Origin of the sequence: Cryobacterium breve, from assembly GCF_004402375.1 — a bacterium.
Classification (GTDB): domain Bacteria; phylum Actinomycetota; class Actinomycetes; order Actinomycetales; family Microbacteriaceae; genus Cryobacterium; species Cryobacterium breve.
Map to the genome: position 1 here is coordinate 52,295 of NZ_SOGJ01000007.1, position 24,142 is coordinate 76,436.

At 65.5% G+C, this 24,142-nt stretch carries 22 protein-coding genes and 1 pseudogene; 14 read left to right on the top strand and 9 right to left on the bottom strand.

The window, feature by feature from the left end:
* Positions 1–22: 22 nt before the first annotated feature.
* Genes E3O65_RS01935 through E3O65_RS01945 form a run of 3 tightly spaced genes read right to left on the bottom strand, consistent with a single transcriptional unit; the run spans position 23 to position 1,733 of the window.
* Positions 23–607: a DUF3618 domain-containing protein gene (locus tag E3O65_RS01935; protein WP_134362072.1), complete on the bottom strand. Its 585-nt coding sequence runs from the start codon at positions 605–607 to the stop codon at positions 23–25.
* Entirely contained in the window at positions 604–1,020 is a 417-nt protein-coding gene (locus tag E3O65_RS01940) for a phage holin family protein (protein ID WP_134362073.1), read from the bottom strand. The genes E3O65_RS01935 and E3O65_RS01940 overlap by 4 nt, the downstream gene beginning before the upstream one ends.
* Positions 1,017–1,733 carry a hypothetical protein gene (locus E3O65_RS01945; protein WP_134362074.1) on the bottom strand — a complete coding sequence of 239 codons (717 nt, stop codon included), beginning with the start codon at positions 1,731–1,733 and terminating at the stop codon, positions 1,017–1,019. The genes E3O65_RS01940 and E3O65_RS01945 overlap by 4 nt, the downstream gene beginning before the upstream one ends.
* Before the next feature lie 296 nt (positions 1,734–2,029).
* On the opposite strand from E3O65_RS01945, the gene E3O65_RS01950 reads away from it, so the two are divergent.
* Positions 2,030–2,734, top strand: a complete 705-nt coding sequence (locus tag E3O65_RS01950; protein WP_134362075.1) for a hypothetical protein — start codon at positions 2,030–2,032, stop codon at positions 2,732–2,734.
* Here E3O65_RS01950 and E3O65_RS01955 read toward each other — a convergent pair.
* Positions 2,731–3,354 carry a LysE family transporter gene (locus E3O65_RS01955; protein WP_134362076.1) on the bottom strand — a complete coding sequence of 208 codons (624 nt, stop codon included), beginning with the start codon at positions 3,352–3,354 and terminating at the stop codon, positions 2,731–2,733. The genes E3O65_RS01950 and E3O65_RS01955 overlap by 4 nt on opposite strands.
* Positions 3,355–3,405: 51 nt before the next feature.
* On the bottom strand, positions 3,406–4,299 hold the full coding sequence (locus tag E3O65_RS01960; protein WP_134362077.1) for a DUF808 domain-containing protein: 894 nt from the start codon (positions 4,297–4,299) through the stop codon (positions 3,406–3,408).
* A 197-nt stretch (positions 4,300–4,496) separates the two neighbouring features.
* On the opposite strand from E3O65_RS01960, the gene E3O65_RS01965 reads away from it, so the two are divergent.
* From E3O65_RS01965 to E3O65_RS02010, 10 genes and pseudogenes are all read left to right on the top strand, one after another.
* On the top strand, positions 4,497–5,063 hold the full coding sequence (locus tag E3O65_RS01965; protein ID WP_134362078.1) for a PadR family transcriptional regulator: 567 nt from the start codon (positions 4,497–4,499) through the stop codon (positions 5,061–5,063).
* Positions 5,064–5,100: 37 nt separating this feature from the next.
* Positions 5,101–6,788: pseudogene (locus E3O65_RS01970) on the top strand (ABC1 kinase family protein).
* A 926-nt stretch (positions 6,789–7,714) separates the two neighbouring features.
* Positions 7,715–8,059, top strand: coding sequence for a low affinity iron permease family protein (locus E3O65_RS01975; protein WP_166785617.1), 345 nt, complete (start codon positions 7,715–7,717; stop codon positions 8,057–8,059).
* 571 nt (positions 8,060–8,630) lie between these two features.
* Positions 8,631–9,272 (top strand): ABC transporter permease, encoded by a 642-nt coding sequence (locus tag E3O65_RS01980; protein ID WP_134362080.1) that lies wholly within the window; start codon positions 8,631–8,633, stop codon positions 9,270–9,272.
* Entirely contained in the window at positions 9,265–10,602 is a 1,338-nt protein-coding gene (locus tag E3O65_RS01985) for an ATP-binding cassette domain-containing protein (protein WP_241985827.1), read from the top strand. Before E3O65_RS01980 ends, E3O65_RS01985 begins: the two co-directional genes overlap by 8 nt.
* 56 nt (positions 10,603–10,658) lie before the next feature.
* Entirely contained in the window at positions 10,659–11,435 is a 777-nt protein-coding gene (locus E3O65_RS01990; protein WP_134362160.1) for an ABC transporter permease, read from the top strand.
* Positions 11,436–12,461 carry a glycine betaine ABC transporter substrate-binding protein gene (locus tag E3O65_RS01995; RefSeq protein WP_134362081.1) on the top strand — a complete coding sequence of 342 codons (1,026 nt, stop codon included), beginning with the start codon at positions 11,436–11,438 and terminating at the stop codon, positions 12,459–12,461.
* Between the two features lie 176 nt (positions 12,462–12,637).
* Complete coding sequence (locus E3O65_RS02000; protein ID WP_134362082.1) at positions 12,638–13,342, top strand: histidine phosphatase family protein; 705 nt, start codon at positions 12,638–12,640, stop codon at positions 13,340–13,342.
* A gap of 9 nt (positions 13,343–13,351) precedes the next feature.
* Positions 13,352–13,924 carry a DUF3090 domain-containing protein gene (locus E3O65_RS02005; RefSeq protein WP_134362083.1) on the top strand — a complete coding sequence of 191 codons (573 nt, stop codon included), beginning with the start codon at positions 13,352–13,354 and terminating at the stop codon, positions 13,922–13,924.
* Complete coding sequence (locus E3O65_RS02010; protein ID WP_134362084.1) at positions 13,924–14,721, top strand: SCO1664 family protein; 798 nt, start codon at positions 13,924–13,926, stop codon at positions 14,719–14,721. The genes E3O65_RS02005 and E3O65_RS02010 overlap by 1 nt, the downstream gene beginning before the upstream one ends.
* A 3-nt stretch (positions 14,722–14,724) precedes the next feature.
* Here E3O65_RS02010 and nrdG read toward each other — a convergent pair whose 3' ends face one another.
* Both nrdG and nrdD read right to left on the bottom strand, forming a co-directional pair.
* Complete coding sequence (nrdG, locus tag E3O65_RS02015) at positions 14,725–15,327, bottom strand: anaerobic ribonucleoside-triphosphate reductase activating protein (RefSeq protein WP_134362085.1); 603 nt, start codon at positions 15,325–15,327, stop codon at positions 14,725–14,727.
* Positions 15,320–17,557 carry an anaerobic ribonucleoside-triphosphate reductase gene (nrdD, locus tag E3O65_RS02020; protein ID WP_134362086.1) on the bottom strand — a complete coding sequence of 746 codons (2,238 nt, stop codon included), beginning with the start codon at positions 17,555–17,557 and terminating at the stop codon, positions 15,320–15,322. Before nrdD ends, nrdG begins: the two co-directional genes overlap by 8 nt.
* Before the next feature lie 197 nt (positions 17,558–17,754).
* Between nrdD and E3O65_RS02025 the strand changes: the two genes are divergently transcribed.
* The 3 genes from E3O65_RS02025 (at position 17,755) to arfB (ending at position 20,911) form a co-directional block, all read left to right on the top strand.
* Positions 17,755–18,687: a pseudouridine synthase gene (locus E3O65_RS02025; RefSeq protein WP_134362087.1), complete on the top strand. Its 933-nt coding sequence runs from the start codon at positions 17,755–17,757 to the stop codon at positions 18,685–18,687.
* A gap of 236 nt (positions 18,688–18,923) precedes the next feature.
* Positions 18,924–20,426, top strand: a complete 1,503-nt coding sequence (locus E3O65_RS02030; protein WP_134362088.1) for an HNH endonuclease signature motif containing protein — start codon at positions 18,924–18,926, stop codon at positions 20,424–20,426.
* Positions 20,427–20,488: 62 nt separating this feature from the next.
* The gene (gene arfB / locus E3O65_RS02035; protein ID WP_134362089.1) at positions 20,489–20,911 is read left to right on the top strand and encodes an alternative ribosome rescue aminoacyl-tRNA hydrolase ArfB; all 423 of its coding nucleotides are present in this window, start codon (positions 20,489–20,491) and stop codon (positions 20,909–20,911) included.
* A 34-nt stretch (positions 20,912–20,945) separates the two neighbouring features.
* Here arfB and E3O65_RS02040 read toward each other — a convergent pair whose 3' ends face one another.
* Positions 20,946–22,829, bottom strand: coding sequence for an FAD-binding monooxygenase (locus E3O65_RS02040; RefSeq protein WP_134362090.1), 1,884 nt, complete (start codon positions 22,827–22,829; stop codon positions 20,946–20,948).
* Between the two features lie 345 nt (positions 22,830–23,174).
* Positions 23,175–24,035, bottom strand: coding sequence for a Cof-type HAD-IIB family hydrolase (locus tag E3O65_RS02045; RefSeq protein WP_134362091.1), 861 nt, complete (start codon positions 24,033–24,035; stop codon positions 23,175–23,177).
* Positions 24,036–24,142: the final 107 nt, after the last annotated feature.

The following is a 24,142-nucleotide window of genomic DNA, read 5'->3' on the forward strand; positions in this document are numbered from 1 at the left end:
GTGCCTCAGGGATCAACCGGTGCTATCCGGCCGGGGTCAGCCCCGCGTGCTTCGCTTCGTCACGCACCTGGCCGGCAGCGCCGGTGGTCTCGGACTTGACGGTGTCGACCGCCTCAGTGGCCGTCCCCTGTACTGCCTCTGCGGCGTCGCTGAGCGGGTCCTTGAGGTTCTCGCCGACCTGCCTCGCGGCGTCGGTCACCTCCTGGACCAGCGGCTCGGCTGCTTCGGTGATATTCCCGGCGATTCGCTTCTCGGTGGAGCTCGCTGGAACCAGCGAGGATGCCAGCCAGCCGACGCCGAAGGCGATCAGGCCGATGACCAGGGGATTGCCCTTCGCCTTCTGGGCAGCCTGGTGTGCGAGGCCAGAGGCGTCATCGGCCACTCCAGTCAGGGAATCGCCAGCGTCGGATGCCGAACCCATCAACTTATCTTTCACAGAGCCCACGGCTCCTTTCACCTTGTCAGCCTGACGTTGCATGATTTTGTCCGGCGTGACCTTGTCCGCCAGGGCGTCGACGTCGCTGCCGAGTTCGCGGCGGGTCTTTTCGATCTCGGCGCGGAGAACGTCCGGATCGGTGGTCGAGCTGGAAGTGAAGTCGGTGCTCATCGGTTTTCCTCATTTCGTTTGAGTGCGTCTGGAATGTGCTTCAAGGTGTCTACGGTGCGCGGCGCTCCCTGAACGGTCTTGAGTTCCTTGCGGCCCAAGACGTACAGCACGGCGGCCACAATTCCCCAAACCACGGCGACGATGAAGGCCGCCCAGGCGATATCGATGACCTGGCCGAGTCCCCACCAGGCCGCGAACGACAGGAAGAGAACGGTGAGGTGGCCGGCATACCCGGCACCGCCGACCAGGCCGGCGCCCTTTCCGGCCCGGGTGGCGGACTGACGAACTTCCGCCTTGGCCAGTGCGACCTCCTGGCGCATGAGTGTGGACACGTCACGGGTGACCTCGCCGAGGAGGTCGCCCAGGGAAGTCTCGGCGGCCTTGCGTTCAGATGGGGAGGGCAGGTCGGTCATCGCGGCGTCCCACCGAAGTCGGGGTTGGCGGAGTGGAACTCGGGGTTGGACCCGTACCCGGCGCTGGTGCGGTGGTCGGCGCTGACGGCGGTGACCTTGGTCTCCTCAGCCGCATCCACGGCTGAATCCTTCTTCTCCTCGACCACTCCGCGCGTCAGTCGCCCGGCGAGGATGCCCGCAACGGCAGCGATGGCGATAAAGGTTCCGGGCTTGCGCCGGGCATAGTCCTTCACCTCACTGAGAAGGGAACCTGGGTCGCGCTGGTCCAGCCAGTCCGCGACTCCGGTCGCTCGCGTCGCGGCCTGTTGGGCCAGGTCGCTGGCCACTCCCTGAGTGTCGGATGACGTGGCCATCGCGCCGATTTCGTCGGCAAGCGATCGGATGCCCGTCGCGACCCGCTTCTGCTGTGTTGCGGCCTGGTCGGCTAGTTCCGTCTGGGTCTCGCGATAGAGGTCCTTCGCCTGCTTCTTGGCCTCGGAGCCGACATTGTGGATCTCTTGTTTGGTGACACCGGCAACGTGCTGACCGGCGGCGACCGATGTGTCCTTCACGTCGGCGGCCCGGTCACCGGCGGTGGGGCCCTGTCCCGCAGTGGAGGGGCCCTGTCCCGCAGTGGAGGGCATTGTGCCGCGACCAGGGCCGGTGGTCTCTGCCGAGGTGTTGAAGTCATATCCGGCTGTAGCGGGGGTGAATGTTGGATCGGCGTTTGACATGGCTCTCCTTCGATTTTGGATGGGCCCGTCGACATTCGCCGACGGTATTCCCGAGCGGTTTTCATCATTATTCGACCGGGGATACGACGCAAGCAACCTGTTAAAACTGGTGAATTCTGCCAGCGAGTGTGACGAATCAGCAAGAATCACGTCCCGAAGACCTCTGTTCCTGACCCCGTGACGAGCGACCTCCCGTGGCTTACGGGAAACCAACGACACGCCCTGCGCGTGATAAATTCGAGTGTTCCGATACCGGAGCTTCACAGCGCGCAGACACATCTTTGAGAGGCTCTACCATGAGCGAACAACCTGGCTACCGAGTCCGACGTCTGGGCAAAGGGCATCGGGCAGCGTTTGTCGCGTTGTTCGCTGAGAACATTCAGGCCGAGATCGATGACGCTCCGGAGGTCTACTTCGACGACACCATCGAACTCCAAACCGAGTCCATGGCACTTGCTCTGGTTGCCGAAACCGATGACGGCCGGCTTCTCGGCGCTATCGTCACCGAACCTGACAGCTATGTCGACGAGGATCAGCTCGACGAAGACTCCACCGACGACGACATCGACGACGCCATCGTCAGCGACCACGGCACCGCCGTCTTCGAACTGCTGATCACCGGAGGATCCTCCGAGGTGTGCCGGGCACTCCTCAACTCGCTCGCGCCGGCTCTCACCGCCCGCGGTTTCGCTCAGGTGCACGCCAGTATCCCCCCGGAACTCGCCGAGGTCTTCCGCGGTCAGGGCTGGGTGGTCCTGCCAGAGAACACTGGCATCGCGTGGATGGGCATGGACCAGTCAGACGAGCAGGTGCGCGACTATGAAGCAATCCCGAGCGGCTCGCTGTCCGCGTACCTGATCATCGACCCGAACGTGTACATGTCGTGGCCGTACGATGCCCCTCGCGACCCTGAAGATGACGACTCGCGCCAGGAGAACATCGCTCGCGGCATGGAGGAGTTCGCAGCCCGGGTCGAGGCGGACGCATCCTCTGACTCCTAGTGAATGACCGCGAGCAGCACGCCGACGCTCACGAAGAGCACCCCGAAGACGCGGTTCAACACGCGCTGACCGTGGGCGTCGCGGGTGAATCGCTGGAATGAACGCGCCGTTCCGGCGAAGAAGAACCACATCACCAGAACGTCGATCACGACCGTGGTGGCGGCAACGATCAGGTACTGGGCCGGCAGGGGGCGGTCGGCCCGGATGAACTGGGGCAGAAACGCCAGGAAGAACACGATCGCCTTGGGGTTCAGCATGTTGACCCACAGCCCGCGGCGGAACATCGACCAGCGGGGCTCGTCGCTCAGGGCTCGGGTGCGCTCGCCATCGAGTTCCGGTTTGGCGAGGAACTGACGGATGCCCAGGAAGACCAGGTAGGCGGCACCCGCGTACCGAATCGCGTTGAAAGCGATCGGCGAACTGGCCACGAGCAGGCCGAGGCCGAGGGCCACGACCGCGATGTGGATGAGCAGCGCGGCCTGCTGGCCGAGGATTCCCCAGATGGAGCGTCGAAAGCCCGCATTCAGGGCGTTGCTCATGGTGTTGATCGCCCCCGCACCTGGCGTGAAGCTGATCAGGGAGCCCGCGCCGACCAGGGCCAGCCATAGGGAAAGCTGCACGGGGACATCCTCTGGTCGGGGCGATTATGGCTTGTTCAGCCGGCGACTGGGTCAGGCTTTGACGCTGTGCGGCTGCTTTTGTTTGCGTAGGCGCGAGACTGCGGTCAGGGCCGCGACAATGATCAGCCCGAGAATGAGCCCGAAAACGAGCGACAGTGCAGTGTCGGTGACCCAGACGATGATGGGTCCGGCCGGTTCGACCAGCAGCGTCACAGCGTGCACAACGTCATAGGGGGCGTTCCAGACGGTTTCGTGCAGGTTGGCGATCACAAGGTGGCCGCCCACCCACAACATTGCGACCGTGCCGACGACGCTGATAACCCGGAACACGGCCGGCATCGAGCGCACGATGCGCGCGCCGGCGCGTCTGACCCGGCGTACCGGGTTTTTCATCAGCGCCAGCCCGATGTCGTCGATCTTGACCAGCAGGGCCACGGTTCCGTAGACCAGCACTGTCATCCCCAAGCCGATCACGACCAGGGCGCCCAGCGTCATCCCGATCCCGAAATCGGGATCGAGACCCGCCAGCGCGATGAGCATGATCTCCGTGCTGAGGATGAGGTCGGTGCGAATGGCGCCGAAGACGAGTTTGCGCTCATCCCGTGTTTCGGTCTCGCCGGTGGTGTGGTGCACGCCGAACCACTCGGTGACTTTCTCCGCACCCTCGAAGCACAGATAGGTGCCGCCGATGATCAGCAGCCACGGCAGAACCCCCGGCGCAAAGGCGGAGAGGAGGAGTGCAAGCGGGATGATGATCACGAACTTGTTGAACAGGCTGCCGAGTGCGATCCGCCACACGATGGGAAGCTCGCGCGCCGGCGACAGCCCCTGAACATACTGGGGCGTGACGGCCGCGTCGTCGATCACGACGCCTGCGGTCTTGGCGCTCGCTTTGAGAGCGGCGGTAAGTATGTCATCGACAACGGCGAGCAGGCCGACGGACATCTGGTTCTCCTCAGATTCGGGTGCGTCGCCCTAGTGCAGGACGACGGCAATGGGGTCCACATTACCGGGCCGCAGGGTAGGTACAGGCGCTTCTCAGTCGGTGGAATGAAGATGGGAATTGTTTCGCCATCGGGTCCTGAGCGATATATCGTTAAGTATCGTCGAGCCGCGGTGGCTCGAGCGTTGAGGAGGACATCATGGGTAGTTCATTTATGGGCGACGGGTTCGGGGCACGCCGGGGCGGCGCGGGCGATGGCTGGCCCACCGGCATGTGGGATGCGATGGAGCAGCTGCGCGGACAATTCGACCGCAAGGTCGGCACGCGGATGGCCCGCGGAGACGTGCGTGCGGCGGTGCTGGCCCTGCTTGCCGAGCAGCCGATGCACGGCTACCAGATCATTCACGAGATCGAGGAACGCAGCAATGGCGCGTGGAAGCCGAGCCCCGGATCGGTGTATCCCACGCTGCAGCTGCTCGCCGACGAGGGACTGATCAACGCCGAGGAATCCAACGGACGCAAGACCTACTCGCTGACCGACGAGGGCCGCGTGGTAGCGGATGCCGCGACAGACCAGGCGGCCCCGTGGGAGACCCAGAGCACGCGGGAATCGGGTCGCGCGACCGCGCTGCCCAAGGCCGGCATCGATCTAGCCCAGGCCGCCGCGCAGGTCGGTCGCTCCGGCAACCCGGAGCAGGTGAAGCAGGCCGTCGCCATCCTGGATGAGGCGCGTCGTAAGCTCTATTCCATCCTCGCCCAGGACTGACCGAGTGCCCGCAGCACGTCGGCATCAAGGAGAACAGATGACCGACGTCAGGAACATGCGTGCCCGCTCCCGCAGAATCCTGCGGTTTGCCGCCCACTATCTGGTGCAGTCGTGGTGGTACGAAGTGTTCCTGCCGCGGGTCGGGCTCGCTCGGCTCGCGGCACGCAGTCGGTCGGCGCGCCTGCAACACATCGCGAAGCGCTTTCACGTGCTCGCGGTCGACCTCGGCGGCCTCATGATCAAGGTTGGCCAGTTCATGTCGTCGCGCCTCGACGTGCTGCCACCGGAGATCACGAAGGAGCTCGAAGGTCTGCAGGACGAGGTGCCGCCGGTGCCGTTCCCGGCGATCCGCGCCCTGGCCGAGGCCGAGCTGGGGGTGACGCTCGAGCGGGCGTTCTCATTCGTCGATCCGAATCCGCTGGCGGCGGCATCCCTCGGTCAGGTGCACCGCGCTCGGCTGTCGGCAACGGATGCGGCCGAGACCGGTCTGCTGGAGGTGGTCGTGAAGATTCAGCGGCCGGGAATCGGCGCGATCGTCGACGTCGACCTCAGTGCCCTGCGCCGGGTCGCCCGCTGGCTCAGCCACGTGAGCCTGGTCTCCGATCGCGTCGACATGCCCGCCCTGGTCGAGGAGTTCGCGTTCACGAGTCTCGAGGAAATCGACTACTTGCACGAGGCGGCAAGTGCCGAGCGGTTCGCCCAGGACTTCGCCGACGACGCCCGGGTCAGCGTTCCAGAACTGGTCTGGGAGCGCACCACCCGGCGCGTGCTGACCCTGCAGGACGTGACCGCCATCAAGATCAACGACGCCGACGGGCTCAGGGCTGTCGGAATCGACCCGTCCGAGGTTGCCGGTGAATTCGCATCCGTCATNTCGACCAGCTCTTCGTGAACGGCTACTTCCACGCCGACCCGCACCCCGGCAACATCTTCGTCACGCCGCTCGTCGGCGACGGTCGACAGTGGAAGTTCACCTTCATCGACTTCGGCATGATGGGTGATGTGCCCGATGCCCTGCGGCAAGGGTTGGTCAAGTTGCTCATCGCGGCTGCGGCACGAGACGGCAAGGGGATGGTGGACGGCATCCGGGCCGTGGGCGTGCTCCTGCCTTCCGCTGACACCGCGGAACTCGAGCGGGCGATGACGAAACTGTTCGCCCGGTTTGGTGGGATGGGCTTCGCCGAGTTGCAGGATGTCGACCCGCGCGAGTTCCGCGCCTTCGCCATCGAGTTCGGTGACGTGGTGCGCTCGCTGCCCTTTCAGCTGCCGGAGAACTTTCTCCTCATCGTGCGCGCGATGTCGCTGACCTCGGGGATGTGCAGTTCGCTGGACCCAGCCTTCAACATCTGGAACTCCGTCGAGCCGTATTCGGCCAAGCTGATCCGCACCGAGGGCGGGAACGTGGTGCAGGCGGTCGCCAGGCAGGCCCTGTCGGTTGCGGGCGTGATAGCGCGGCTGCCCCAGCGGCTCGACAACCTCACTACTCGGTTCGAAGAGGGCGCCATCTCAGTGCAGACCCCGCGGCTCGAGCGTCGAATGGTGGGCCTGGAGCGGACAGGGCGGCAGATCATCTCGGCCATCCTCTTCGCCGCTCTCCTGATTGGGGGCATCCTGCTCCGTGACGACGATGCCGTCATCGGAACGGTGCTCGTGGTCGGTTCCGCGCTTCCGTTGTTGCATGCCCTGTTCGCCCAGGTGCTGGCGCGCCGCGGCCCGCTGCCCTAGGCGAGTGCGTCGGAATCGCTTGCGTGGTCGACGGTGGCTACCGCCTTAACGCTGGCCGGCGCCCGCGGTGAACCGTGCCCGCGGTGAACCAATTCGACGGAGATTTTGCCGAGAAGCTCAAGTTTTCACGGTTTCGGGGCTGTTTTGGGCAAAATCTCCGTCGAATTCGTTAGTGCGAGCTGCGGCAGGGCCTCAGACTCAAGGGTCACTGCAGGGCTCACTCATCTCGCCGTTGACCGGCTGAAGCGTTTGCCGCTTTCGATTTGGAGGAGAGCCCGATCCAGCAGGGCTGCGTCGAGCATCACGCCCGCAGACGTGCGAACAGCGCTGGAACGGACACCTGTCGAGGTTCTGGCCTCGATGACATCCGTGATCGGAACAGCGTTCGAGACCGAGCAAACTGCCCCGCCACTTCTTTCACACGACGCTGTACCCGACGACGGCGACCTCGGTAGCATGCTTGCGTGGGACCGCCCCGTTGACCGATGGTCAACGACACGCGTTGAAAATGGCGCACATGTCTTCGTCGCCGTCGCTGAGCTGGACTACGGGACGGATGCTCAGCTGCTGACCAGGCTCGAAAGCGATCGGTCACGATTGCAGCAGGCTGCTCGTGATGCTTCGGCCCAGTAATGATGTCCATTCGGATGACTGGAACCAGCGGCATGCCCGGCCTTTGAAGACGGTGTGATACCACTTCTCTGGCAGCACACGACTCTTCTCTGGCAGCAGGTGACCGAGGGGCTACTGTGTTGCATATGTCTGGACAGAACGAGAAACAGGATCCGGGGTGGCCGTCGGCCTCAGAGTCACGGCAGGCGCCCGGTCGCCTACCTCACCGCGGCGGCGCACGAAGAGCGCAGACCGGTCGCGGCAGCAACTCTGAGCGGCGGGAACACCTGTGGAGCAGCCGGCTTCTCCACCAGGTGGGCGATGCCACCTCACTCGCCACGGTGGGGCTGGCCGTCGCCTCCCTCACGGCACTGTGGCTGGCGGTGGGATTCCTGGTTGGCTTTCCTGCCTGGTGGAACAACGTGCTCTACAGTGTGACGTCGTCGATCACCCTCGTCATGGTGTTCGTCATCCAGCACACCCAAGCCCGGCAGCAGGCCGCGACACAGCGCAAACTCGACGAGGTGGTGCGTGCCCTTCCCACCGCGAACAATCGGCTCATTGCCGTTGAGGAGGCGGCTTCCGACGGAGAGCTGGAGAACTTGGCGGACACCAACCTCGATCACCGCAAGCAAGCAGAATCCGAAACCCCCCAATAAATAGGGCGGGACACCGAAACCTCGCGGAGGGACCGGCCACGCTTGGACGCGCGCGCCAACTCGGACGCGCGCTCGGACGCGCGCGCCAACTCGGACGCGCGCGCCAACGGGTCGGAAGCACCGTCGCCAGCGAGCTCGTTGTGCGGGTGCCCCTTCCTCGGGGACAGGTCTAGTTGGGCGGTGAGACCGGGCCGCACTCCGATGGGGCCTGGTGACCGATGCCCGTGCGGCCTGGCCGGATTCGCCCTCAGCCGTCCTGGAATATAGGTGTTCACGTCGATCCCGTTTTGTCTTCCGCAATTCGGATGCGTCGGCGAGGTAAAAATCCATGGCTGCTCCGTCGTGTAGACGGTGTTCACCCTTCAACAGGGCGTCCCGACGGCCAGGCAGGCGATCGACCCGCCCGAAACACCTCGCACCGCCCAGCCGGGGGTAGCCATGCAAGGATGGTTAGCAACCCTCACCAAAGGCTTTCAGCCTGCGTCCCCATCCAGTTCGGCATTCGCGCCTCCAGTTGCGCCCGTGCCGGTGGCGGTGAATCGGAGTGTTATCGACTCGAAGAGGTTTTGATGTGTGGGATTTTCTAGGGGATCAGTATGAGCAGATCCTATTCAGCAGTTGGCAGCATTTCAGCCTCGTCGTGCAATGCCTGATCCTGGCCACAGTGATTGCCGTCGTTCTGGCCGCACTCGTCTACCGCAATTCCGCGTTCACGGGGATCGCCAACTCGGTGTCAGCCATCGGCCTGACCATTCCGTCGTTCGCCTTCATCGGACTGCTCATCGCGCCGCTCGGCTTCGGCGTCGTTCCAGCCGTCATCGTCGTGGCGTTCTTCGCCACGCTGCCCATTCTGCGGAACGCGGTCGTGGGCCTGTCAGGTATCGCGCCGTCCATCGTTGAATCGGCGCGCGGCATCGGCATGAGCCGGTTTCGCACGTTGCTCCAGGTTGAACTGCCGATGGCGTGGCCGATCATCCTCACCGGCATCCGGGTCTCCGCCCAGATGGTGATGGGAATCGCCGCGGTCGCAGCGTATTCCCTCGGCCCAGGCCTGGGCGGGTTCATCTTCTCCGGCCTCTCCCGCCTCGGCGGCGCCAACTCACTTGAGTCGGTGCTGACCGGCGTCATCGGCGTCGTCGTGCTCGCCCTCATTCTTGATCTCCTTCTCGTCGGCCTCGGCCGCCTGACCACACCTCGAGGTATCCGTGTCTGAACTCATCGCATCCAACCCCGCTGAATCCACCGCCACCGACGGCTCCACCGGTATCACCGGTGCGAGCATCCTGCTGGACCACGTCACCAAGCGGTTCCCCGGCCAGGCGAGGCCCGCCGTCGATGGTCTCACCATGGAGATCCCGGCCGGCAAGATCGTCATGTTCGTCGGCCCCTCGGGCTGCGGCAAGACCACGACCCTCAAGATGATCAACCGGCTCATTGAACCGACTGAGGGCCGCATCGTCGTCGATGGGGAGGACGTGACCGAGATGAACGGCGACGCCCTGCGCCGGGGCATCGGCTATGTCATCCAGGCTGGGGGACTGTTCCCGCACATGACGGTCGCCACCAACATCGGCATAGTGCCGAAGATGCTGGGCTGGGACAAAGCCCGCATCGCGGCCCGCGTCGACGAACTTCTCGAGCTCGTCTCCCTCGACCCGGCGCTCTACCGCGACCGTTACCCGAAGGAGCTCTCCGGCGGCCAGCAGCAACGCGTCGGCGTGGCCCGCGCACTCGCGGCTGACCCGCCCATCTTGCTCATGGACGAGCCCTTCGGGGCCGTCGACCCGATCACCCGCTTGCGCCTGCAGGACGAATTGATCAATATCCAGGAAGAGCTGCAGAAAACCATCGTCTGCGTCACCCACGACTTCGACGAGGCCGTGAAGCTCGGCGACTGGATCGCCATCTTCAACGAGGGTGCCCAGCTCGAGCAGTACGACACCCCGGAACGCATCCTTGGCGACCCGGCCAACGAGTTCGTCGAGAACTTCATCGGCTCCGGCGCCGGTCTCAAACAGCTCACACTGACTCGGGTAGCGGATGTCGCCCTCAGCGACGCCATCACGGGCAGGCCCGGAGAACGGGCAGCGGATGTCCTCGCTCGCATCGTGGAGGCCGGCCACGGCCACGCGGTCATCGTCGACGAGCGTCACCGACCCATCCAGTGGCTCTCCCGGCGCAAGCTCGGTCGTCTCGAGGTCGTCAGTCAGGTTCCCGACCCGAAACTCCCGGTGGTCGGCATTCGGTCCACGCTCAATGACGCGCTCGACACGATGCTCGTCTCGAGCGCCGGGGCGGCGCTCGTCACCGGCCGTCGCGACATGTTCAAAGGCGTCATCGATGTGAAGACAGTTATGGACGCCATCACCCGGTCACAGTCCGCTGCCGTGCTCGAGTCAGACCAGGCGCCCGTCGGGCTGAACACCGGCCTGTTCCAGGCCCAGGCGGCTGCCGCCGAGGCTGCTCCGGGCGAGTCCGCTCCGGGCGAGGCTGCGCCGGGCGAGTCCGCGAGCAGCACCGCCGACGCGCGGGCCGCTCAGTGAGCACCCGCATCCTGAAGGCGGAAGCTGGCATCGCCGGCGGCGACAGCGCCGTCGAAATGCCGGGCGACCCGGCCGCGTCGGCCGTGCCGGTCACCCGGGCCCGCCTGGTGTGGCTGTCCTGGCGGGGACTGGTATACCAGTTGGCCGGCATCCTGCTCACGTTCCTCGGGCTCGTGATCTGGCTGCTGACGGCGAATCTCTCGCCGATCGAGCTCACCACCCTCGCCCCGGCAGCGCTCTGGGTCTACACCGTGGAGCACGTCCAACTCACCCTGCTCGCTGCGGTGATCGTGCTGGTCATCGCGATTCCGCTGGGGATCGCCCTGACCCGCAAGCCCCTGCGGTTTCTGACCGCTCCGGTGCTCGCGATCGCCAACGTCGGGCAGGCCGCCCCCGCCATCGGCGTCGTCGTACTGCTCGCGTTCTGGGTCGGCTTCGGCTTCTGGGCGGCGACGCTGAGCCTCGTGCTCTACGCGGTGCTCCCGGTGCTGCGCAACACCATGGTCGGACTGCAACAGGTTGACGACCGCCTCATCGAGGCTGGACGAGGAATGGGCATGAGCTCAGCGGCCGTGTTGTTCCGCGTGGAGCTGCCGCTCGCCGTGCCGGTCATGCTCTCGGGCGTGCGCACCGCTCTCGTTCTGTTGGTGGGCACCGCAGCACTGGCCACGTTCGTCAACGGCGGGGGACTCGGCATCCTGATCACCACGGGCGTCAATCTCAGCCTCACTCCCGTGCTCGTCACCGGGGCCCTGCTGGTGGCTCTTCTCGCCCTCCTCATTGACTGGGTAGGCCGCGTTGTCGAACACGTTGCCCGCCCGAAGGGACTCTAGATGTATCGCTCCCCATCTCGCATCCGTCGCACGTCCCTGGGGCGCTGGGGTGTGGCAACCGGTGTTCTCACCGTGTGCGCCCTCGCCCTCACCGGGTGCGGCCTGAAACCGGCGACCTCGTACGTTCCCGCGGTCGGACCCGGGTCGATCACCCCCCTTGACGGTGCAGAGGGTGTGAGCCTCACGGTCACGTCCAAGAACTTCACCGAGCAGCTGCTGCTCGGCAAGATCGCGGTGCTCGCCGGGACCGCCGCGGGCTTCGACGTGACCGACCTCAGCAATCTGCCCGGCAGCCAGCCGACCCGCGAACTCCTGCTCTCCGGCCAGGCCGACGTGCTCTGGGAGTACACGGGAACCGCGTGGCTGACCTACCTCGGTCAGGAGGAGGCGATCGCTGACCAGAACGAGATGTGGCAGGCCGTGTACGACATCGACATCGACAACGGTCTCACCTGGGGCACTCCGGCACCGATGAACAACACCTACGCCCTGGCTGTGCGCACTGAGGCGATCGCCGAGCTCGGCGGGATCACGACCCTGTCCGAACTCGCCTTGCTACCGGTCGAAGATCGGACTTTTTGCGTCGAGGCCGAATTCAACTCTCGGCCGGACGGTATGAACCCCATGCTCGCCCACTACGACCTGGAACGTGGCGCCGCCGACGGCGTGCCCGACGACAACATCGGAATCTACGACACCGGTGCGATCTACAGCGCGACCGATGATGGGGCCTGCAACTTCGGTGAGGTCTTCACGACCGACGGTCGCCTCGACGCGCTCGATCTCACGGTTCTGATCGACGACCGAGCGTTCTTCCCTGCGTACAACGTTGCTCCCGTCTTCTTCACCGAGAAGCTCGAGACCACCCCCGGCCTGGAGCAGATCTTTGCCGACATCTCACCCAGGCTCACCGACGAAGTTCTGCGAGGCATGAACCGTCAGGTGGATGTCGACGGTGCCGACCCTGCCGACGTGGCCTATGACTGGATGATCGACGAGGGGTTCATCACCGACCCGGCCGATTAGTCGCAGGCCGCCGGTCTGTCGAGGCCGGCGCTCGGCATCCGCTCGCCCAGAACGAATTCGACGGAGATTTTGCCTGAAACAGCTCATCTGGGCTCATAATCGGGCGTTTGACCCAAAATCTCCGTCGAATTGCTTCGGCGGCGAGCGCTCCCCAACCGTCTGTCTAGGCTGTACCCATGGCCACTGTCATTCTCGTGCGGCACGGCCGCACCACCGCGAACGCCACCGGAATGCTGGCCGGGCGCACGCCCGGGGTGCGGCTCGATCAGATCGGACAGGACCAGGCGGCCCTCATGGGCCGGCGCTTGGCGGCGGTGCCGCTGGTCGGTGTGGTCTCGAGCCCTCTGGAACGCTGCCGGCAGACTTCGCAGTTCATCCTCGATCATCAGGCCGACTCGCTCGTGACACCGGTGGAGGAGGGCATCACCGAGTGCGACTACGGCGAGTGGCAAGGCCGCGCCCTCGGCGACCTCGCCAAGGAGAAGCTCTGGTCGACAGTCCAGACCCAGCCGTCGGCCGTCACATTCCCCGGCGGTGAGTCGATGGCGACCATGCAGGCCAGATCGGTCGCCGCCATCCGTCGTCACGATGCCGCCTTCGAGGCCGAGCACGGACCCGGCGCGGTGTGGGTGGCGGTCAGTCACGGCGACATCATCAAGTCTGTTCTGGCCGATGCGCTCGGCATGCACCTTGACCTCTTCCAGCGCCTTGACGTGGGCCCGGCATCCGTTTCGATCGTGCGCTACGGCGCCAGCCGGCCGATCGTGCACGCCGTGAACACGGATGCCGGCGACCTCGCCTGGCTCGGCACCGGCACCCCTTCGGCCGACGCGGCGGTCGGCGGCGGGGCCGGTCAGGCGCCGCACACAACGGTCACCTAAAATACCCACATGCCCACAATCGTCCATGAGTTTGCCTGGCCGGATCGGGTCGTCGTCGGCACCGTCGGTCTGCCCGGGTCACGCACGTTCTACCTGCAGGTGCGCACGGGAGCTCAGATCGTGAGCATCGCCCTGGAGAAACAACAGTCCGCTCTGCTCGCCGAGAAGATCGACGAGATGCTCGACCAGCTGATGAGCCACGAGGGCAACCCGTTCAGCATCCCGACCAACACGCCCGTCGAGCTGGTCGACAACGACCCGCTGGACCAGCCGGTCGTAGAGGAATTCCGCACCGGCGGGATGAGCCTCGGCTGGGACCCCTCGACCGTGCAGGTCGTGATCGAGGCGTATCCACTTGTTGAGGTCGACCCAGGCATTGAGGACGCACTCGACGAGGATCTGCTCGATGCGATCATGGTGGAGCCGGAGGAGATGCTCCTGGTCCGGATGCCCGTCGGCACCGCCCGGGCCTTCGCGAAGCGCACCCGCGAGATAGTAGGGGCCGGCCGCCCCCTCTGCCCGTTCTGCGGCGACCCCATCGACGTCGAGGGGCACGTCTGCACCCTTCCCGGCAGCCTCTGATGCAGCCCGATGCGCCCCTCGGCGACGGGGACCTCGGCGACCTTGACCTCGACGGCGACCTTGAACTGACGGGACGCATCACCACGGCATCGAACGCGACCTTCCTGGGCAGCATCGGCGACGCCACGGTGGTCTACAAGCCCATCGCCGGCGAGCACCCGCTCTGGGATTTTCCCGATGGTGACCTCGCCAGCCGGGAGGCCGCGGCCTACCTGGTCTCGGAGGCCTTCGGCTGGAATGTCGTGCCGCTCACCTGGCTGAGGGGCGGTCCGATGGGGCCGGGGATGGTGCAGCTCTGGCAGGATTCGGACCCCGAACAGGATGCCGTGGACCTGGTCCCGTGGGAGGCCGCGCCGATGGAGGGCTGGCGCCGGGTCTTCGACGGCCGGGACGAGCACAATCGCGCCGTCACGCTCATCCACGAGGACTCGGTCGCGCTTCGCCGGATGGCCGTGTTCGACATCGTGGTGAACAACGCCGATCGCAAGGGCGACCACATCCTCGCGATGCCGGATGGACACCGGCACGGCGTCGACCACGGGCTCACCTTCCACGCCGAGCACAAGCTGCGCACCGTGCTCTGGGGCTGGCTGGGGGAGGAGCTCACCGCTGACGAGCTCGACGGGATCGACCGGGTCAGCGCGCAGTTGGCGGGTGAGCTCGGCGCCGCTCTGGGCGCGTTGCTCACCGAGGTCGAAATAGCAGCACTGGCCACGCGCTGCGACCGACTCCGCGCTGACGGGCGGTTCCCGGCCCCGCGCGGCGACATGCCCGCCGTGCCCTGGCCGCTGTTCTGAACCCTAGATCAGATTGCGCTTCTCGATCTGCTCGTAGCTGCTGGTCGCATCCTTCAGGCTGCCCCACAGTGTCACCTGTCCCGACCGCAGGGACGCCTTGACGTCGATGATCCGCTGGTTGCTGCTGCCCCGAAACTGCAGGCCAGGATCGCGCTTGGCCAGTTCGAACCGACCATCGACCAGGACGTCGACGGAGCCGAGCAGAGCGAGCTTGTCCTCGCTATCCAGCAGTAGTTCGTCGAACGTGTAACCGGTCCAGCACCACACGTCCTTCGACGTGCCGAGTTCCCGGTGCACCCGATCGAGCAGCGCCAGGCAGACCCCGGTATTGAGGAACGGCTCCCCACCGAGAAGGGTGATGCCCTGCACATACTCCTGGCCGAGGTCGGCCAGGATCTGGTCCTCGAGCTCTGGGGTGTACGGCTGCCCATAGCGAAAACTCCAGGTGGCCTCGTTGAAGCACCCCTCACAGGCGAAGAGGCACCCGGACAGGTACAGGCTGCACCGCACCCCCTCGCCGTCGACGAAGACGAAGGGCTTGTAGTCCCCGACGTACCGCTGACTCAGCTTCTCCGAGAGCCACTCGCCGGGCTGCGGGTCACGCATCCTCGGCAACGGATGCGGCGGCATCCGCCCCACGGATGCCTGTCGCCCCGGCCATGTGCTTCACCCGGGAGGTGATCTCCGTGTGCCGGCCATGCACCATGGGGCGGGCCTGCGGGTTGCCGAGGTAGCCGCAGGTGCGCTTGACGACGTCGCACGTCATCGGGTCGGAGTTGTGGCATTCGGGACACTCGAACCCGCGCTCGGTGGCGTCGAAGTCGCCCGAGAAACCACAGGCGTAGCAGCGGTCGATCGGAGTGTTGGTGCCGAGGTAGCCGACGCGATCGTAGGAGTAATCCCAGACGGCTTCGAGGGCCTTGGGGTTCTGCTGCAGGATCGGGTACTCGCAGTAGTGGATGAACCCACCCGAGGAGAACGTCGGGTAGACCTTCTCGAAGTCCAGCTTCTCAAACGGCGTCGGGTTCTTGCGCACGTCGTAGTGGAAGCTGTTGGTGTAGTAGTCCTTGTCGGTGATGTTCGGCACGGAGCCGAACTTCTCGGTGTCGAGGCGGCAGAACCGGTCGGTCAGGCTCTCGCTCGGCGTCGAGTACACGCTGAACTGGTAGCCGTACTCGTCGCTCCACGCCGTGGTGCGCTCATGCAGCGTGCGCAGGATGTCGATGGTGAAGTCCCGAGCCTCGGAGCTCGATTCCCAATCGCCGCCGTAGAAAGCCGCGGCTACCTCGTAGAGGCCGATGTAGCCGAGGGACACGGTTGCGCGCTTGTTCTTGAACAGGGTGTCGACGGGCTGGCCGGCATGGAGATGCTGGCCGAAGGCACCATAGACGTAGAGGATCGGGGCGTTCTGCGGGGTTGCTTCCTTGCACCGCTCGATCCGAAAGAGCAGGGCGTCCCGCGCCGTGCTCACCCGTTCGGTGAGAATGCTCCAGAACCTGTCCTTGTCGCCGGCAGCCTCCAGGGCGATCCGGGGCAGGTTGAGAGTCACGACTCCGAGGTTCATCCGGCCTTCGGAGACGTCGTTGCCGTTCTCGTCGGTCCAGCCCTGCAGAAAGGAGCGGCAGCCCATCGGCACCTTGAAGCTTCCGGTGAGTTCGACGATCTTGTCGTAGTTGAGGATGTCCGGGTACATCCGCTTGGTGGAGCATTCCAGCGCGAGCTGCTTGATGTCGTAGTTCGGGTCGGTCGGTTCGAGGTTGAGACCACGCTTGACGGTGAAGATCAGCTTCGGGAAGATCGCCGTGCGCTTCTCGCTGCCCAGCCCCTCGATCCGGATCTGCAGGATCGCCTTCTGGATCTCGCGCTCGAACCAGGTGGTGCCGAGGCCGAAGCCGAGCGAGGTGAAGGGTGTCTGCCCGTTCGAGGTGAACAGGGTGTTGATCTCGTATTCGAGGCTCTGCATCGCGTCGTAGATGTCCTTGAGAGTCTTCTCCTCGGCGTAGGACTGGTGCAGGGTCTCGTCGGCGATCCACTTGCGGGCGTCGGCCAAGTGCTTGTCGAGGTTTCTCTCGGCATAGGGGGCGAGGACCTCGTCGATTCGGTTGCCTGAGCATCCGCCGTACTGGGTCGACGACACGTTCGCGATGATCTGCGAGATCTGGGCCGTCGCCGTCTGAACCGACCGGGGCGGGTCGACATCCGCGTTGCCGATCCGGAAGCCCTGGCTCAGCATGGTCTTGAAGTCGATGAGGCAGCAGTTCGTCATCGGCGCATAGGGGTGGTAATCGAGGTCGTGGTAGTGCAGGTCGCCCTTCTGATGGGCATTGGCCACATGTGGGGGCAGCATTTTCAGGCCGATGGCCTTGCCCACGGCGCCGGCGGTCAGGTCGCGCTGGGTGTTGAAGACATCGCTGTCCTTGTTGGCGTTCTCGTTGACGACCGATTGGTCTTTGCTGATCAGCTTGACGATCGAGTGGTTGATGTCGGTGGCCTTGCTGCGCGCGAAGTCCCGCTGGATGCGGTAATTGATGTATGCCTCGGCGGCGTCGTATTCCTTGCTGTCCAGTAGGGCGTGTTCCACGATGTTCTGCACTTCGTAGATCTTTACATCCACCGTGAAACGGGACGCTATCTCGCGATTGACGCGTGCGACCAGATCACGGATGGCGCGGTGCGTGAGCGGGGTCAGCTCACCATTCACTTCCGTGAAGCTCTTTGCGAGTGCCGCGTAGATTCGGGCGTCATCGAAGGCGAGCCGGCGTCCATCCCGTTTGGCCACCATGAGCGTGCTCAGAGTGTTCCCCGTCGTGAGGGTTCCTGCGCCGGGGTTTTCCATTTTCAACACTCTGTGCCATCTCCTTGGGTCAGCACCCACGACAATCGGGCGGGAGGTTGAACCGGGCGAGAGAACCATATCTAGTGGTTGGGGTGTGATCTACATACTACCTGTGGGGGTTCGCCGTGATTTGCTACGGCTCGCCGCCGGCATCTCCAAGTTGGTGGGGCGGCTGCCCGGCGACATACGATCAGTGCATGCCACCACCGTCTCCGCTACCGCAGCGCCACGGGCTCGAAGCCGCGTGGGTGTGCACGCCGGATCGGGATCGCGAGCGGCCGCATCCGTGGCCGACCATGGGCGCCTGGCTCGTCGAACGTCTCGCCGAATTCGTCGACGTCGTCGGGTTTCTCGCTGGGGAGCGCTTCGTGTACCAGTCGGGCGCGCCGGTTGACGGCACCGACCCCTACTGTCCGCACACCTTCGTCTGGTTTCACCGTGATCTCGCTGCCGAGCCAGTCGTGCCCGGGACCATCCACGTGGTGCATCGGGATGCCCGGCTCGTCGTGATCGACAAGCCCGCCTTCCTCTCGAGCATCCCGCGCGGACGACACATCGTGCAGAGTGTGGTGGTGCGCCTGCGCGCCGAACTGGGACTCCCCGAGCTGTCACCGCTGCACCGCCTGGACCGGGTGACGTCGGGCCTGCTGATCCTGGCCACCGAGCGACGCTGGCGTGGGGCGTATCAATCGATGTTCCAGCGCGGTGAGATCGGCAAGACCTATCGGGCACTGGCCCCGCTGCGGCCGGAGCTGGATTTTCCCGTCACCGTGCGCAACCACCTCGCCATGCGGCGTGGACAGTGGCAGGCCGAGGTGACTGACGCACCGGCCAATGCCGAGTCGCTGATCGAGTTGGAGACCGTTCTGCAGGGTGCGGGCGTCTATCGGCTGACGCCGCGCACCGGACGCACCCACCAGCTGCGGATGCACATGTCTGGTCTCGGGATCCCGATCATCGACGACCCGATCTACCCCATCGTGCAGCCCGTCGCGATCGACGATTTCACCCGGCCGCTGCAGCTTCTGGCGAGCGGCGTGAGCTTCACCGATCCCATCGACGGGGCAGCGCGTCGGTTCGAGAGCGTGCGCAGGTTGCCGCTGTGCAGCGAGGTGGCGGCGGCCGGTTGAGCCGTCGGTGGTGGAGCCGGTCGACACCCCGCGAGCCATCCTTTGAACGCGGCCACCAGCATCCGTGCCCACGCCAACTGCGGAGATTTTCGCAACACGCCGCGCATGGGGCCGAGGCGCCCGGCGTGTTCCGAAAATCTCCGTACTAACGTGACAACGCCGACAGCTGGGATAATTACTTTCGTAACTACATCAAAAGCCTTGACTCCAGATTAGAAGTCTTTTACTATTGAGGTATGGCAGGAGCCACCACTCCGCACCACCCCACCACCTCCACCCAGGTGGTAACTTCCGATGCACAGTGTTCTGTCCTGCAGCAGCTGCAGCAGGTGCGTGACCTGGCCGCGACCGTGCTCGACTCGGTGGCGTTCTCCCTCTTGAATGAGGCGGATGCGATGGCGGTGCTCTGCACGGTCGAAGACCTCGGTCGCCGGGTGGATGCTGCCAGGGTCGTCTCTGCCGCCGACATCTCCGTGCGGTCGCGCCGCATCCTGGGCCATGACTCACTCGCCTACAAGAACGGGGCCAGCAGCGGCACCGACTTGATCACCCGGTTGACCCGCATTTCCTCCCGAGAGGCGAACCGACGGGTGCGGCTCGGCGGGAATGTGACGCGGCGCCTGGCCGGCACGAGCATGCTGCCGCCGTACTACCCGGCCGTGGCGGATGCCCTCACTGCCGGTGATCTCGGTGTCGATGCGGCGGAGAACATCGTCACGGCCCTCGACCAGGTCGCCGCCCGGGTCGCGCCCGACGATCTCGGTGCGGCCGAACGCACCCTGGTTGCCAATGCGACCGGTGCGATCACCGATGAAACCCGCGGGCTTCCCGGAGAGGGGTTCGCCTTCCCAGCGGACCTTGTGCGGGGTCTGGCCACGCAGTGGCAGGCCCATCTCGACCCCGATGGCACCGCCCCGAACGAGCCAGTCGCCGAGGCCCGCAGCACCGTCGGCTTCGGGCTCTTCCGCGACGGCCTCTACCCGCTCCGCGGCGGCGTCACGGCGGAGTTCCGCGGCGCCCTGAACGGCCTCTTCGACACCTACCTTTCGGCTCACGCCGCCCCCGCGTTCCCGACGGCGGAGGAGAAGGCGCTGATGAATTCGGGCCAGCTCATTCCGGGCACTGAAGCCGCCGCGCTCAGCGACGACCGCAACGGCGGCGAGAAACGCGCCGACATCCTCCGCGGGATCCTCGAAGCCGCCACCCGCGACCCGAAAACCCCCACCATGGGCGGTGCTGCCCCCACGGTCATGATCCACGTGAACAAGGCCGACCTCGTCGCCGGGCGCGGTGTGGGCTGGATCGACGGGGTCGAAGCCCCCATCTCCATGAAATCCGTGATGCAGGCTCTCTGCGCCGGCGGCCTCCAGGAGCTCCTCCTCGGTGAGAACGGCGAAGTCCTCTCCCTGAGCACCGAGAACCGCTTCTTCAACCGGGCCCAGCGCCGAGCCATCGCCGCCCGCGACGGCGGCTGCGCCATCACCGGCTGCACCGTGCCCGCAGCCTGGTGCGAAGTGCACCACGTGATCCCCTGGTACAAGGGCGGCATGACGAGAATAGGCAACGGCGTCCTGCTCTGCTGGTACCACCACCACAGCATCGACACGTCCGGATGGGACATTCGCATGGTTCGCGGCAAGCCTGAGGTCAGGGCACCCTTCTGCTACGACCCCAGCCGAACCTGGCGGGCCGCCGGCGGGCACCGGGCCGGGGTCCGGTCTCGGTCAGGGTCTCGATAGGCTCGGCCACCGGGTTGCTCGTCCAGGCCTGCATTGCCGCCGGAACGTGGCACTCTGGACACATGGATCTGGAGGTGTCGCCCGCGCTCACCATCCCCGAGCGCGAACTCGGCTGGCGGTTCTCACGGTCCTCCGGGCCGGGCGGCCAGCACGTCAACACCTCCGACAGCCGCGTCGAACTCTTCTGGAACGTCGCCGAGTCGGCGTCGCTCTCCGACGACCAGCGGATGCGCCTGCTCACCCGACTCGCCACGCGTCTCGTCGGTGGAGTTATCACCGTGACCGCCTCCGAGCGGCGCTCCCAGCTGCGCAACCGTGAGCTCGCCCTCGCGAAGCTCGCCGATCTCGTTGCCGCGGGCCTGGCTCCCGACGCTCCTGCCCGCCGGCCGACCAAACCCACCCGGGGTTCGGGCCGGCGACACCTCGCCGCGAAACAACAGCGTTCGGCTACCAAGAAGCAGCGCCAGCGACCGTCCGCCGAGTAGGGCGGGCGCCCGGCAGAGGGCGCCCGGCAGCGCGCTACCGCACGAGTAACATCTGGCGGAAGAAGGCGGCCAGCTCCGCTGTCGCGGTCAGAGGCAGAACCGCCGCCACGTACATGTCCGGGCGCACCACCACGACGGCGCCACCGCGATCGACGCCGCTCAGCTCGAACACGTCGCTCTCCGGATCGGTCGCGTACAGCTTCTCGTAGTCGATCAGCTTGAAGGGGCCGGTCGTGGGGAGGAATGCCCGCGGCACCTGGCCGATGTCCACGCCGGTGTGCTCCTGCTGATAAACCACCTTGACATCGAAGACGCTGTCGATGTCGGTCCCGCCGGGGGTATGCGTGAGCAGCGGAGACTCGGGCGACGTCCGGATCCATTCGGCCCAATCGGAAAGTGCCGAGGCTTCACCGGATGCCGCGGCATCCGCGAACGCGTAGACACGCCAACGTCCGTCGGCCCGGTGGTGGTGGCCGAGCTGCACGGGATTGGCGTCGGCGACGCGCACCACCGGGGCGGATTTGAAGCGCTTGCCGAGCGGGAACCCGGTCGCCAGGCTCTGGTGGGTGGCCTCGCTGATCAGCATCGACGGTGGGTACTGCGTCATGAAACCGGACGGGAACTCGGCGGTCTGCGTGTAGAACTCCTCCAGCGGCACCTCGAGGTCCTCCGACTTCGTCGCCATCAGGGTCGACCAGGTCCTGTCGAAGTCGATCAGGTTCTTGGCGATCACCTGCCGCTCGGCCGAGTAGGTGCCGAGCAGGGATTCGGGGCTACGGCCCTCGAGAACATAGGCGAGTTTCCAGGCCAGGTTGAAGCCATCCTGCATCGACACGTTCATGCCCTGGCCTGCTTTGGCGCTGTGAGTGTGGCAGGCGTCCCCGGTGATGAAGATCCGCGGCATCCGTGTGCCGATCTCGTGGGGAAGTACATCGTCGAAACGGTCGGTGAGGCGGTGGCCCACCTCGTAGACGCTGTTCCAGGCAACGTTCTTCACGTCGAGCGAGTAGGGGTGGATGATGTCATTCGCCTTCGCGATGATCTCGTCGATCGTGGTCTTGCGCACGGCGCCATTGTCATCGGCGGCCACCTCGCCCAGGTCGACATACATGCGGAACAGGGCTCCGCCCTCACGCGGAATGAGCAGGATGTTGCCACCTGACTCGGACTGGATGGCGCACTTCAGTCGGATGTCCGGGAAATCGGTGACTGCGAGCACGTCCATCACGCCCCAGGCGTGCCGGGCCTGGTCGCCGGCGAGAGTGCACCCGATCGACTCGCGCACGGCGCTACGGGCACCGTCGGCGCCCACCACGTATTTGGCGTGCACGATGCGTTCCCGGCCCTGTTTCTCTCCGGTCGTGTTCACCAGCGTCACCGTGACCGGATACTCGCCCTCGCCGGTGTTCTTCAGGCTGCGAAAGTCGTAGCCGAAATCAGGTTCCATCCTCGTGGGGGAATGTGCCATCACCTCGGCGAAGTAGTCGAGTACGCGCGCCTGGTTCACGATCAGGTGCGGGAACTCGCTGATGCCGGTGGGGTCGTCCACGGCCCGAGCTGAACGAATGATTCGGGTCGGGTCTGCGGGATCCGGCGTCCAGAAGGCCATCTCGGTGATGCGGTAGGCCTCGGCAATGATGCGCTCCGCGAAACCGAACGCCTGGAAGGTCTCGACGCTCCGGGCCTGGATGCCGTCAGCCTGCCCGATCGCGAGGCGCTCACCGCGGCGTTCCACGATGCGGGTCGTGATCCCGGGGAACTGGGAGAGCTGGGCTGCGGTGATCATGCCGGCCGGGCCCGTTCCGACGATAAGTACGTCGACGTTCTCGGGCAGTTCGACGGGGCGGTCGATACCCACTCCAGCGGCGTCGTGGATGCGGGGATCGGTGGACACGTATCCGTGGTGGTGAAACTGCACGGCTTCCTCACTTCTTTGTGGGTTGCGCTGAAGGGTTTGTTCGATAATCGAACGCACAGTTCTATTATCGCTTGTTGAATCATATATTATCCGGCGGTTCAGGACCAGAGGCGACCAGATCAGTCTGGTGCCTGCTGCCGGCCGTGCCAGTAATGGATTCCCGTTTCGCACGCACGCGACGGTCAGCCAGCCCGTCTCGTGGCTAACTCAGGGAATCCGTCCCGCCGGGTCCGAGGTATCGATCCAGTTGCGCATTGGTCCGTGGCTGCCGGTGAATGCGGTAGACGGATGTCCTGAGTTAGCCACTCGGGCGGGCCCGGCCGGACCGTCCTGCGGTGCGGCGGGCTAGCGTGCGCTCTGGGGTGCGCTCTGGGGTGCGATCAGGTGCGGCAGGGCGGCGCGGATGCTGCTGATCACGCCTTCCTCGGAGCTCGACGGCGCCAGATTCACGGCCCGGGCACGGATGCTCGGGTGTGCGTTGGCCATGGCGTAGGAGTGCCCGGCGGCGTCGAGCATCTCAGCGTCGTTGAGATAGTCGCCGAAGGCCATCGTCTGGTCCCGGCCAATGCCGAGCCGCCGCTGGAGCCGCTCCAGCGCCCTGCCCTTATTCGTGCCTCGACGCATCACGTCAACCCAGTCCTTGCCGGAGACCACGACGTCCCCCGGCAGATCGAGCCCGCGCAGCACCGGTCCGCTCCGTGTCTCGGCGAAAGCCGGGTCGTAGACGGCCAGCTTCAAGATGACGTCGTCGAGGGCGGCCGCCTGAACATCGGCAACGACCTCGACCGCCGCATAGTACCGGCCGATCTGGTTCACAAACCGCTCATCGCTGCGTTCGATGTAGGCGCTCCGGGCGCCACAGACGACAACACCGAGGTCGGCTCCCGTGGCGGCGACAGTGCGCACCCAGTCCACGATGGGCGCGATTATCGCGGGCTCGACGGGTTCGACGTCGATGCTGACGCCCCCTTGCACCACGTTGGTACCGTTTTCGGCGATATAGATCAGGCCTTCATGCTCGCCGAACGTGCGGTGCAGGGTCTGGTACTGGCGACCGCTGGCCGGCACGAACACGATTCCGGCCCGGTGCAGGTCGCTGAGGAGCGGCCAGAACGACTCGGGCACCTGGCCGGCGTCGTCGAGAAGGGTGCCATCCATGTCCGAAACGATGAGGCGGATGTCGGTGGGCTCTGCTGGACTATTCATTGCGGCGGCTTTCGGTCGTTTCTTGCTCCCGCAAGGGTGAGTGGCTGCACACCTTCCTCGGGCTCTGGCGACGACGCTGTCTCTCTTGATGATGTCATCTCTGCCGG